The sequence below is a fragment of the Shewanella sp. 125m-1 genome (assembly GCF_052977065.1).
The window spans coordinates 44,923-57,188 of record NZ_JBRILT010000003.1 but is presented as its reverse complement, the minus strand read 5'-3'; the positions used below and the strand labels follow the sequence as shown (position 1 = coordinate 57,188).

Here is a 12,266-nt window from a genome sequence, read left to right as displayed (position 1 = left end):
GGCATTTTGTTATTTGAAGGTTTTGTCCTGGAACCGCCATTAATGGTGAACTTTCGGCTTACACTGGTTTTAGGGCAGAAGCGGAGCTAAAGGTCAACGCTAGACGGTATTTCAGCGCTAATATCGTGACGTTTAGCCCTACCTTTTTATAGAACTACGCGGCAGCTATCTCAGCCTTATATAGCTGTTTTGTACTAGACAGTCGACTAAGCGCTCTGCTTTTACATGCTTAAATTTAAGCGGTGATGCGAGTTTGCCAAAAAGCGGAATACCTTCGCCGAGTAATATCGGGATCGTGGTGATGATGAGCTCATCAATCAAGTCCTCCTGTAAGAAGCTTTGAATGGTCTTGCCGCCGTCGATATACAGGTTGTTATAGCCTTGAGCCTTAACTTGCTTTAGCACCTCGTTAAGAGGGCCATTCACTAAGAATACCTTCCCCTCTAATGCATCGGGTAATGCTGTTAATGTATGACTTAATACAAAAACGGGCTTAGTATAGGGCCAGTCTATGCCAAAGCTGAGCACGATCTCTAATGTATTTCGTCCCATTATCAGTGCATCAACTCCGGTCATAAAGTCGCTGAAACCCAAGTCTGAACCATCGGGATTGGGGATATCATGTAACCAGTCAATTTTGTTATTTCTGTCAGCAATAAAGCCATCAAGACTGGTTGCGATATAAACGATATTAGTCATATAAACTTCTCAATTAAGCATCTCATTTAAAATTCGCCGTAGTCCGTAGTCCGTAGTCCGTAGTCCATAGTCTATAGTCTATAGTCTATAGTCTATAGTCTTGCAGGTATCAACTCCATACGCCCATGATAATCTCAAGCTTATAAAGTCGTTGTTCTATTAGGCTCAATATTCAATGTTTACTCGGTAAATCGGGTAATAGTCCGCTGGAGGTAAACTGGTCTCGAGCACATTTTTGCTAATATGGCCTGGGTAAAGAGTGTGGATTTTGGGGCCGATATCACCGAAGGGTTTAGCCCCTTCAAGTTCTCGTACTGTAATGTCGATAGCCAACTTTCCTTGCAGAACCACCTGATCGTCGTTACTAAACTCCACTTTATCACGATAAATTCCGCGCAATATCGCTGGGGATAAATAGCTGCTGATAAGCTTTACTTTATCGGTTAGCTGATACTGACGCAGCATGCTAACCCCCGCCTCTATGGCTACAGCACTACCTAAAATATAATCTGGAGTTTGCTTACTGAGTAGGGACTCTAATTCATCACGGTACAGGTTGCGATTATTGTCGGCGTGGTGAATAGCGCTAATGCTAACTAAGCTGCCTTTTAACGCTGCAGATAGGCCTTGCTCAACAAGGTCGCTGCCACCTAATTTATCTGGGCCAGTTAACAAGGCAAGGTTGGCAGGCTTGTGGGCCTGTTGTTTAATATAGTGACCAGCAATATAGCCCATCTGATACCAGTTAACACCGATGCGAGTATTGATTTTTTCGTGAGCCAGCCGATTAACCAGCGCGATAACGGGTTTATTAATTGGGGCCTGGTAAAGGTCTAAAATATCGGGGCGAACACCACCGAGCAAAATCGCGTCAAAGTTGTGTTTCATACAGTTATCGAGCTGGCTTAACTGCTTGTCTACGCCGTAATAACCACCGGCTTCGAATAGCGCCAGTTCGAGATTTAATTGCTTTGCTTGTTGCACTAATCCGTAGTTAATTCCGGTCCAGTAGGTGTCTTTTAGGTGAGGTACGAGCGCACAAATTCGCCATATTTTTTTAGATGAGGTGAGCGGTATGAGTTCGATTGCAGTCCTTTGCTGCTGTATGCTCTCAAAGGGCGTTCTTTGCTCTAATAACCAAGGTGAGGCTGTTTCTGCGGCGGTTAAAAGCGGGCTTAACAAACATAAGCCAACAAAGGGTAACAAACGCTGCAGCAGAATTTTTACCATGGTTAACATCCCTATGAATCGACTGAATAAGCGATTAATATTGTACCAGCTTAACAGATAACAGTGAGTGTATTGTTTTTGCCAAAATCACCTTTGCCTAAATTATCCCTATCAACAAAAAGCCTAACAGGTCGCCTTATGCTGGCTTTTGGTTTGCTAGCCTTATTATTGCTGCTGCTGGTTAGCCTAGGGAGTATTAGTCTGCGTTGGGTTCAAGAGGCAGATAAATATTTATATAACCGCGCGTTACCTGCATCAGAAGCGGCCAGTGAGTTGGCTCTTTCGAGTAATGCCTTAGCTGAAAATGCAAAACAATTAGGCCAGACACAAGATGAGTCTCAGCGTCAGTTTGTGGGGCGTAAGTTGTCAATTGAAAGCGCGACCATGGTTGGTGCAATTCAGATCCTCAAGGCGCTAGAGGTGAATTTCGACTTAAGTCTTGAGCAAAGCGCATCGGATATTATTGTCGACATTTCAAAGCTGGGTGAGCAGGTTGGCCAACGTATTGAGGTAGCTTACAATTTAAAAATGCAGGGCAAAGAGTTAGTCAATGCGGCCAATAAAAGTACCGAGTTACTCTTGGCGGAGCTCGCTATTGTTGATTCGGGTATTTTGTCTAAGCTGAGCCTAGCTTACCCCGAGGCGGTAGGCGCTGAAAAAACTGCGCAGTTACTCGATACATTGATTGAGCAAGATTTAGATACTCAAGAACGCCTCAATCGCGCGTTAAAAATAGTGCATAACATTGCGCTTATGGGGCAGATGTTCCAGTCTCCAGAACTGGAGTCCGGTATTTATAGTCTGCTGGGTAACATGAGCAGTCGTACCACTCCTGTGGTGCGCGACCTCTCTTTTCAAAATCGTGTACCTTTGCAGCTCCCGGCTAAACCTCTTGCCAGCAGAGGGAAAGCAGTGGCTGGCACATTTGGTGATGTTGAGAAAAGATACCTTTCTTCTCTGACAAGTCTAACGGCCATTATTCGTGACCCTAATCGCGCCAAAGCCTTATCTAAGCAATTTTCTCTACTGCAAAAGTTACCGCAAAGTATGATATTGCAACAGGAATACACCCAATACAATCGAGCGCAAGAGCTGCAACTACAACAGATAACCGACAAACTGGATGTACTCAATAAGGTGGTGGCGAATGCCATGCAGCAGCAACGTTTAGAAGCTGAGAATGCCAGAAATGCCTATCTCAAGCAGCTAAGTTGGTCAAAATTGGGCCTGTGGGTGACAGGGCTATTGATGTTTTTGGTGATCTTTTTTGTGGTCTACAGAGTTATTTATAAAGGCATTGCACTTAAGCTTGATGCGGCGACTAAGGCGTTGGCCCAGCTGAGCCTTGGCAATACAGCAGTAACCATTGATACCCAAGGTGATGATGAACTCGCCGCGATGGCGAGTGCTATTAAAGCGTTTAAACAGAAAACTGACCATAACCAAAAATTACAGGCTGAATTACGTGATATCGCTGCCGAATTGTTTGAACATAAACAAGCGTTGGAAGCTAAGGTTGAGGCGAGAACACTTGAGCTTGCGGAAGCGAATATTCAGCTAGATAAAGAATCCAAAGGTCATGTGTTAGCCCGTGATATGGCTGAGCAAGCTAATCAGGCTAAGTCGCTGTTTTTGGCGACGATGAGTCATGAGATCCGTACGCCGCTTAATGGTCTACTGGGTACCTTAACCTTGCTTGGGCATTCTAACTTGCCAGCTGCTCAGCAACAGATGTTAGCACTCTCTCAATATAGCGGTACCTTGCTGCAAACCGTGTTGAACGACATTTTAGACTTCTCTCGCTTAGAGCAGAGAAAACTCGCTAATGAACCGCGCGCGGTCGATATTAACGAGTTACTCGAGCAAGTGGTGGCAATTATGCTTGCCGGTGCCGGACTTGCTGGATTAACGCTGCGCTCCAATCATGCAGGCTTACCTCAATGGGTTTATATCGATGGGCCCAAACTCAGGCAGGTATTGCTTAATTTATTAGGCAACGCGATTAAGTTTACTCCTCGAGGCATGGTTGAGCTCACGGTTGAAGCTAAAGACAGTCAACTGCTGTTTACCGTGCAAGATACTGGTGTTGGTATTGATGCTAAAGCGATGAAAAAGCTTTTTAAAGCATACAGTAATGAGTCGAGTAAAGGCCGGGACCGTGGTACAGGTTTAGGCTTAGCTATTTGTAAGCAGCTTGTGGAATTAATGAATACCGGTGCAGAGACTGAAAATCATGGCGTCTGGGTAAAGAGTAAGCTGGGTAAAGGCAGTACCTTTGGTTTTTCACTCCCATTAATGCGTTGTGATAGACCCGATATTGAACTGCAAGCTACGGCTGTGCATGTTGAATCCAAACATATCTTAGTGATTGAAGATAATAAAATTAACGCCATGGTAGCTCAAGGCTTCTTAGCCCATTTGGGGCATACATCAGTATTAGCCCAAAGCTGCGAAGCGGCGCGGAAAATTTACCATCAACAAAGCGCAGAGCAGTTTGACGCCATCATGCTCGACATTCAACTTGGCGACGGTTCTGGGGTCGCATTATTGGCAGAGCTGCAGCAGGTGAATAAGCAGGCTCAGCATCAGATAGAAATTGCCGCATTTACCGCGCAGGTGCAAGCTGATGATATAGATAACTACCATGAAAAAGGCTTTAACCTAGTCTTGATGAAACCCTTAGACATGCAAGCCTTATCAAACTGGTTGGGGGAGGCAGAGCCATCAGCAGGTAAAGAGCCATCAGCAGGTAAAGAGCCTTCAGCAAGTATAGATCCGTCAGCAAGTATAGAGCCATCAGCGGGTAAAAAGCCTTCAGCGAATATAGAGCCATCAGCGGGTAAAAAGCCTTCAGCAAGTATAGAGCCCTCTGGGGGCAAATACCCTTCACCTTTTCAATTGCTCGATGAAGTCCAGTTAACTCAAGACTTAACTTACCTCGGCCTAGAAACTGTAATAGAGCTAGCAACGCTTTATCAAGACACCAGTCAGGTGCATTTTGACAATTTATTCAAGGATGATTCACTCAATAACAGGTTACTCAAAGACGGTGTCGATATTGGTCATATATTACATGCCCTAAAAGGGAGTAGTGCCAATATGGGCTTAGGTGAGTTATCAAAGCAGTGCAAGGCACTTGAAAAGTCCGGCTTAACTCTAAGCGAGTATCAAGCCAGCGAGCTTGAAATGCTCAAAGTATTATGGCAAGCATCAATCGCCCAATTACAGGCTTGGATAGAGCAGCAAAAATCTGAGCGTAACGGTTTGTAAAAGTGCAATCAATTAAGGTTCGCTGCTCGATTAGCAGATGATTAACAGACATAAAAAAGCGTGAGAGAACTTAAGTTCACTCACGCTTTTTATGGACGGTTTTTAATAGACGCTTGGTAATAGCTTTGGGGTTAGCTTAATTCAGATGCTAACCATTCGGCATCAGACTTAACCCAAGAATAGGTGAGTCTTGCCAAAGCTTGATAGAAGTTACCATGATCAACTTCGGTGACTTTAGCCACAAAGTTATTTAGCCAATTAGCTAAGTTGTCTTGAATAAAGCTGAGCTGAGCAGCGTCATCACTATGGGTACAAAGGTGAGCGACATAAGCCAAGATCACCGCAAGGTGATCGGCAGGCTCTGGAAACTCGCTTTGTACTTGTAGCTGACTCTGCTTCAAAAACTCACTCATCTGCTGATGCTGCTCACCAAAGAGCAGTGGCTCATCGCCTTTTCTTGCTGGCTTGTTGTCTAAATACAAGCTTGCGTAGGGCGATGCACTGAATTTAGTGCCAACTAAGAACAAGCCACAATAATCAGCAGCAAGTTCTAGTAGTGCCTTATCGGTGTTAAGCGTAGCAAGCTCTGCAACCAAGGTATTTACATCGGCTTTAAAGGCGCTTTCACTGCTCAGTTGTGCCCAGAAAATCTGCGCTTGCTCACTGGTTAAATTATGCAGTGTTTTATGATCAATTTCTTTCGCAAACAATGACGAAAGTAATTGATAAATAGTGCTTCGAACCTGATTAACTGGGTTAACCTCTATTGACTCTGCGTTTACAGCATCTGTACTCATAGTGCTATCTCAACCGGACCACTGAATGAACTGACTGCAGGTACTTTACCTTGATACTTTTCGTAGTCAACAAGGCAAGTATAAGCAGAACAAGCCTGTGCAAGCTTAGAGGTACCGATATCTAGTGTTAGGGTATTTGGATCGCCATAACTGTCTAGCGCGCCAATTTCTGCACCACCTTCTTTGCTACCATCTTTGCCAACCGGCCCATACCAAGCACCCTCTTGAATACGGATAACGCCTTCAGGGAACTTATCCGATACTACGGCACCGGCAATAAGCTGACCACGGTCGTTAAATACACGTACAATATCGCCAGATTTAATGCCGCGTTTCTTGGCATCTTCTGGGTTTAAGTATACTGGCTCACGCCCTTTAACTGTGTAGGTTTCACGGAACTCGGTTGATTCACACATTTGTGAATGCAAGCGTTTGTCCGGATGACAAGACTGCAACCAAATTGGGTGCTTCTTAGAACCTGGACCGCCATGACTACGTTCAACCTTTTCCATCCAAGTTGGGTGGCCTGGGCAGTCATCATATTTGTAATTAGCTATTTTACGGCTGTAGATCTCAATCAGGCCAGAAGGGGTACCTAATGGATTGATCTCTGGGTCGTCTCTAAATGCCTGATGGCGAACCCAAGGTTTACCTTCACCAAAGTTTACATAGCCAGCTTGCCAGAACTCTTCAAATGATGGCATTTCAAACTTGCCTTTATTCGCCGCTTTACAATCGTTGTATAGCATCTCTAGCCACTGATGCTCAGTCATGCCGCGAGTGTACTCTTGTGCTTTACCTTCGCCTAACAGTGCTGCAAATCGAGTGAATATTTCAAAATCTGACAGACTCTCGTATAGCGGCTCGACCATTTTCTGCATGGCAAGCAAGCCGCGGTTAGCATAAGATCCGTAGACGTCGAGATCGTTACGTTCGAACGTGGTACAGGCTGGCAGCACGATATCAGAGAAACGACAAGCTGCAGTCCAGTTCATATCGATAGACACAATACACTCAAGCTTGAAGAAGGCTTCCTTCATGCGGTTACGGTCTTGGTGGTGGTTCCATGGGTTGTTACCAGAGAACACCATCATCTTAATGTCTGGGTAGGTGACCTTAGAGCCGTTTGCATCGATGGTTTTACCTGGTTCAAGAATTGAGTCAATCCAACGGGCAACAGGAATAACACTACTTGCACCTTTAAAGTCTGTGCTATCAAAAAGTTGCTTTTGGCCATCGTCAAGGTTACGTGGAAACGCACCTGGCGCCGCGGCACCTGAAGATGGAATACCAATACCTGAGTAATGGTGGCCATAGCTAATACCGCCGCCAGGCAAACCAATTTGGCCTATCATGGTCGCAAGTACCGCAGACATCCAGTATGGCTGCTCACCATGCTGTTGACGCTGTACACACCAACCCATCAAAATTTGAGTGCGGGCCTTGGTCATGACTTTTGCAAGATCACGGATAATCTCTGGTGAAACACCACAAATTTTTGATGCCCATTCAGGTGTTTTTTCAACACCATCAGTTTGGCCCTTTAGATAAGGTAAAAACTTGTCAAAGCCTAAGCTATAGCCTTCGATAAACTCATTATCGTGTAGGTTTTTTTCTACCATTTCATGGGCAATAGCCAGCATGAATGGCACGTCGGTTTGTGGGTTTATGTATAAATGCTCACAACCTAGGTATTTCTGTGTTTTGGAAACAACAGGGTCGATACTGATAACACGGATCTCGCCTTTAGCAACCTTCTCTTTTAACTGAGCAAGGTAGGCATATGATTCATGGGTTTCAGCATTCCAGCCAACCTGTAGGTTTTTGTATGGATCATTTGACCATAAAATAATCGTTTTAGAGTGTTCAAGGATCAGTGACCAAGAGGTACCTTGTGCATACACTTCGGTAGAGCCTAAGACGTAAGGCAAAATAGTTTGCCCTGCACCTGTTGAGTAGTCACCGACTTTTTTAACAAAATTACCGTGCATGGCGACTGCGCGCTGCATGTGGCTAGTACATGAGTGCAGCTGACCGGTTGCACGCCAACCTGTTTGTCCAGCGTGCAGTCCTGATGGACCATATTTTGTTTGAATAAGATCGAGTGAGTCTTTAAACAAGCCAAGTGCTTTGTCCCAGGTCACACGAACAAAGCGGAAGTCACCACGTTGTTTAGTGTCGCTTTGGTGACCTTTTAATAAAAAGTCTAAGCGAACCATTGGGTAGCGAATACGTGATTCGTTATAAACTAACCCTTTAATGCCGTTGATCATATCCGTTGGATACATATCGGTATCGAAAGGAATAACCTCAGAGATCACGCCATTTTTACGCTTCATCTTGAACGCACCCATGTGCGAACCTGTTGTAAGCCAGCCGTCACTTGCATCGGCACCTGATGCTGCTAACGCATTGAGAGGTGCAAGTACTGATGATCCGCTAAGTACGACATAAGATGTTCCTACTAAGCCTTTTAGAAAGTCTCTTCTGTTCATTGCATTATGTCCTATTAGTGAGCCGACTTATCGAAAGTTGATGAATGCTCTTGTAAATACTTCTGCACCAAAGCTTGCGTATCTTGATCCATGTTGACGAATGCGATCATGCCTTGGAACATGCCTGGCCAAGTATTTGCGTCAAAGTGGGCAGGTGCTGGTTGAGTGTGACATACACTACAGCTGGTATCGTATGTGCTACGAGCGTAATCCCATAGTGGCTGTAGATCAGATAATAAGTAGTCAGTATCTGTCCAAATGTCAGCTTCTACACGTTGCCAAATTAGGCCCGTCATAGGATCTTCTTTCTCTTCGAATGTCTTAATCACACCTTCTTCTAGCGCAGCATCTTTAGTGAGCTGAGCTGAAAGGATATTTAAGCCAAAGTCGTAATAGATCACGCGGCCAGCACCGATTTTCTTTCTCCAGCCGTCAATACCAATCTTGGCGCGAGTACCCACAACTTCAAGCACTTTGACCTTAGTTGCGATATTTAGCGTACCCGCTTCAACGTCAGTTTTATCGTTGAAGAATAGTGGCTTGGTTAGCGCAGTGAAGTAGCTTTGTCCTACTTGAAGACCGCTAATGCCACGACCGACTTCAGCAATCAATTCAGGTGCACGAGCTGTACCCATGTCAGGTAGCGTATGTGCAATACCCTTATGGCAGTCAACACAACTTTGGTCTGTCTCAGCAGCGCGCTTCATTTGCTTAACTGCAAGCTTAGACATGGTGTCCCACTTCATTGAATCGTAGTTATGACAGTTTTTACAGGCTGCAGACTTGTCACGGTCAAATCGTTTCCATTCGCGGCTCGCCATTTCGAGGCGTTTCGCATTGTACTTTTCAGGCGTATTGACCGTATTGAATAACCAGCCGTATACATCGTGAGAGGCTTCTAACTTACGGGCAATTTTACGGCCATAGTTATGTGGTACGTGGCAGTCTGGGCAGGTCGCACGCACGCCAGAATTGTTAGAAAAGTGCACCGTTTTTTTCAGTTCTTGGTATGGCATGCTTTCCATACTGTGGCAGCTGATACAAAAAGCTTCTGTGTTAGTTGCTTCAAGTGCAGTATTAAAGCCTCCCCAGAAGATAATACCCATTAGGAAAGCTGAAATACTTACAGTGCCTAAAGTCAGATATTTAGCCGGTTTAGTTAGTGTGCGCCAGATGTTAAGTAACCATCTCATAACGGCATCCTCTTAATAGAATTTAAAATAAGTTGTTGAAATTAGTGAGATGGAACGCCTGTAAGTGTCAAGGTTAGCCAGACAATTAAGCCGTATACGCTAACCAAGGTAACGCTTAGCGCAGGGAATAAAATAAAGATGATAAAGCCTAATGCTTTTAGCTCATCTTTTTTGCTACTAACTTGTTCTTTTGGGGGGCATTGCTCAGTCATGACCGTGTGCTCCAGCTAATCCATATATTTTGATAGGCTAAGTATAGATAGATATTGTGAATAGTGATGGAGAGATCAATGAATGAGATAAGACAACTTATGACAAATTATGAACAGATCTCCACCTAACTTTAAAATCAGAATCTAGAAATAAATCAAATGCTAAACAATATGGCGCTAAATGAGAATTGCACTAATGGCTAGTATTAGTGCAATTTCTGAAAGGAAGTGGCAGATAAGGTAAAGATGTGACTTATTGAGTGAGGATTATGTAGATAATAAAGCCAATCCAACTCAATGTGAGCAGTCCCCAAGGCAGGTACGGACTTGCTGCGCGATCTTCAATGTTACTGTGGTCATGATCTTGCTCACTGGCTTCACGCGCTTTACTTCTTAAGTCTTGTTTACGGGCTTTATCGCGCTCTCTTGCCTTACCCTTTTGCAATTTTTTATATTCGGCGATGCCTTTTTCAATCCCCTGGGCGATGAGTTTGGTTTGATCTTTGCTTTGCCCTGGCTTTTGAGTCGCTTTAGCCATTTTCATCGCTTCAGTTTTGCTTTCGGTTGAAATTGACGGTTTTGACATCGGTGCTTTTGAGTTAGTACGCTTTGGGGTTGCTGTTGCCATAGATAAATGAATGCTTAGCTAAGAATATGCGCACTATATCAGCTCTTTAAACAGATTGCAGTGCGCGTAATGGTGACATAAGCCTTGGTTTAGGTTTGGGGAAAATGTAGCCTAGCTGGCAGTTGCATGATTAGGCATTGCAACATGTTTGGGTTTTGGAACGGTACTATTAATCGAATGCCCTGCTGGTTCAAGAGGATTTTCTGCAAGATACTCAAACAAACCCGTTTGCATATTAACATTCCAAAAACGTCCGGCTAATGTAAGTCTTAACTCACTTGAAGTGAGCGTCGCTAACCCATTTTTTTGCCACTCGCTAAACAGTGGCTGTAGGTGAGTGACCATTTCAACAGACAACAAATTAAGTGTTAGTTTACCGCTATCTAAGCCACGCTTAAATATGGCATCTAACTTGGCTGATGGGTTAGGGCTCATCAACATACCCGGCACCTGCACTGGGTTATTTTGTACAGAGGAGGTATCGCTTGATATTGCTGGAGTCATCACTACATCATGAGCTAGATGCCACTGTTTAAGATCTCTGCCGTTCATACAACCGTGGCCGTGAATACTGCCGCCTGCACCTGCGCCAAAAGGTAAGATCTCTATGCCACTTTTTGCCAAGCTATTATAAACGCTGCGCTCACGGCTATCTCGGCGCCAGTGGCAACTAGATAATCGTTGCCAATTTAGTGATTCAAAGTGCGCGGCACCACTGGCATACATATTGGCACGAGTTTGACTGTCTGCTTGAAACTCGCTGAGGGCTGTACCCAGAATTTTGCCTTTTTCACGGGCGTGCTCAATACGAGTGCCACATAGACCAATCAGTTGATACAGATCAACGCCATGCACGCCACTATCAATTACTGCTTGTAGATCTTGCTGCCAAATATCTAAGGTTTGCCCTGGTAAGCCAAAAATCAAATCAATCACAATACTGGCGCTAGGGTGTTGCCTCAATTGCTGTAGGCGGTTAATTAAATAATCTCTATCATCAAAACGACCAGCAGCTTGGCGTACTTGGGTATCGAAGCTTTGCACCCCAAACGAGAACCGGTTGAAACCGTGTGCTATAGCGTTATGCCATTTATCATCATCAAAACCATTAAGCCTACCTTCTAGAGTGACTTCTGCCTTTTCAATTAGCGGAAATCGTCCAATGGCTTCGCCAAGTTGTTTGACTTCGTTGCTACTGATATCAGTTGGTGTTCCGCCGCCAACATAAACCGTATTAAAAGCTTGGCTCTGCACTAAAGGAGTATCAGCAGCGATTTTCAGTTGCTCCGTTAAGTGCTCAATGTAACGGCTTATCCGCTCTGGATTCGTGCCATTTTCGAAGAAATTACAAAAGGTGCAGCGCTTGCGACAAAATGGAATATGTATATAAAGCGCGCGTTCAGATGCTTGGCTGGGTTCTTGCCACCATTGTTGCCATTGAGTAGGCTCAAGAAACACCGGACGGCTGCCACTGCGACCGGCATGAGGTGCACTTTTTACTTTAAAAGCATGTTGCAGTGGGTCTGGGCTGGCAATACCTGTCATGGTTGGTGTTAAAATCATCGCAGTTCTCAATCAATAAAGTTGTTTTGATAATGATAATTATTACTATTTGGTGTTTTGTTGCGATTGATCAAGTTATTGGGCTTTGCAATGTAAAGGTCTCTGCTAAGAGCACCGTCGGCTAACGGCCTTATTTAGTGTGAGTGGAGCATAAAGATAACCGTGTGATGAGTATGGAT

General features: G+C 44.4%; 9 protein-coding genes. 1 reads left to right on the top strand and 8 read right to left on the bottom strand.

Annotated features, from left to right (window positions below):
* Positions 1–165 precede the first annotated feature (165 nt).
* Both ACVBIK_RS02390 and torT read right to left on the bottom strand, forming a co-directional pair.
* The gene (locus ACVBIK_RS02390; RefSeq protein WP_447162926.1) at positions 166–699 is read right to left on the bottom strand and encodes a dihydrofolate reductase family protein; all 534 of its coding nucleotides are present in this window, start codon (positions 697–699) and stop codon (positions 166–168) included.
* A gap of 165 nt (positions 700–864) precedes the next feature.
* Positions 865–1,929 carry a TMAO reductase system periplasmic protein TorT gene (gene torT / locus ACVBIK_RS02385; protein WP_447162925.1) on the bottom strand — a complete coding sequence of 355 codons (1,065 nt, stop codon included), beginning with the start codon at positions 1,927–1,929 and terminating at the stop codon, positions 865–867.
* Positions 1,930–2,067: 138 nt separating this feature from the next.
* Between torT and torS the strand changes: the two genes are divergently transcribed.
* The gene (torS, locus tag ACVBIK_RS02380; protein ID WP_447169004.1) at positions 2,068–5,199 is read left to right on the top strand and encodes a TMAO reductase system sensor histidine kinase/response regulator TorS; all 3,132 of its coding nucleotides are present in this window, start codon (positions 2,068–2,070) and stop codon (positions 5,197–5,199) included.
* 131 nt (positions 5,200–5,330) lie between these two features.
* Here torS and torD read toward each other — a convergent pair whose 3' ends face one another.
* The 6 genes from torD to hutW all read right to left on the bottom strand — a co-directional run bounded on the left by torD (position 5,331) and on the right by hutW (position 12,087).
* Positions 5,331–5,996, bottom strand: a complete 666-nt coding sequence (gene torD / locus ACVBIK_RS02375; RefSeq protein WP_447169003.1) for a molecular chaperone TorD — start codon at positions 5,994–5,996, stop codon at positions 5,331–5,333.
* Positions 5,993–8,491 (bottom strand): trimethylamine-N-oxide reductase TorA, encoded by a 2,499-nt coding sequence (torA, locus tag ACVBIK_RS02370; protein ID WP_447159536.1) that lies wholly within the window; start codon positions 8,489–8,491, stop codon positions 5,993–5,995. The genes torD and torA overlap by 4 nt, the downstream gene beginning before the upstream one ends.
* Before the next feature lie 14 nt (positions 8,492–8,505).
* On the bottom strand, positions 8,506–9,684 hold the full coding sequence (torC, locus tag ACVBIK_RS02365) for a pentaheme c-type cytochrome TorC (protein WP_447159537.1): 1,179 nt from the start codon (positions 9,682–9,684) through the stop codon (positions 8,506–8,508).
* A gap of 41 nt (positions 9,685–9,725) precedes the next feature.
* Positions 9,726–9,896 (bottom strand): periplasmic nitrate reductase, NapE protein, encoded by a 171-nt coding sequence (locus ACVBIK_RS02360; RefSeq protein WP_447159538.1) that lies wholly within the window; start codon positions 9,894–9,896, stop codon positions 9,726–9,728.
* 253 nt (positions 9,897–10,149) lie between these two features.
* Positions 10,150–10,524 carry a DUF2956 domain-containing protein gene (locus ACVBIK_RS02355; RefSeq protein ID WP_447159539.1) on the bottom strand — a complete coding sequence of 125 codons (375 nt, stop codon included), beginning with the start codon at positions 10,522–10,524 and terminating at the stop codon, positions 10,150–10,152.
* Positions 10,525–10,635: 111 nt separating this feature from the next.
* Entirely contained in the window at positions 10,636–12,087 is a 1,452-nt protein-coding gene (gene hutW / locus ACVBIK_RS02350) for a heme anaerobic degradation radical SAM methyltransferase ChuW/HutW (protein ID WP_447169002.1), read from the bottom strand.
* Positions 12,088–12,266 lie beyond the last annotated feature (179 nt).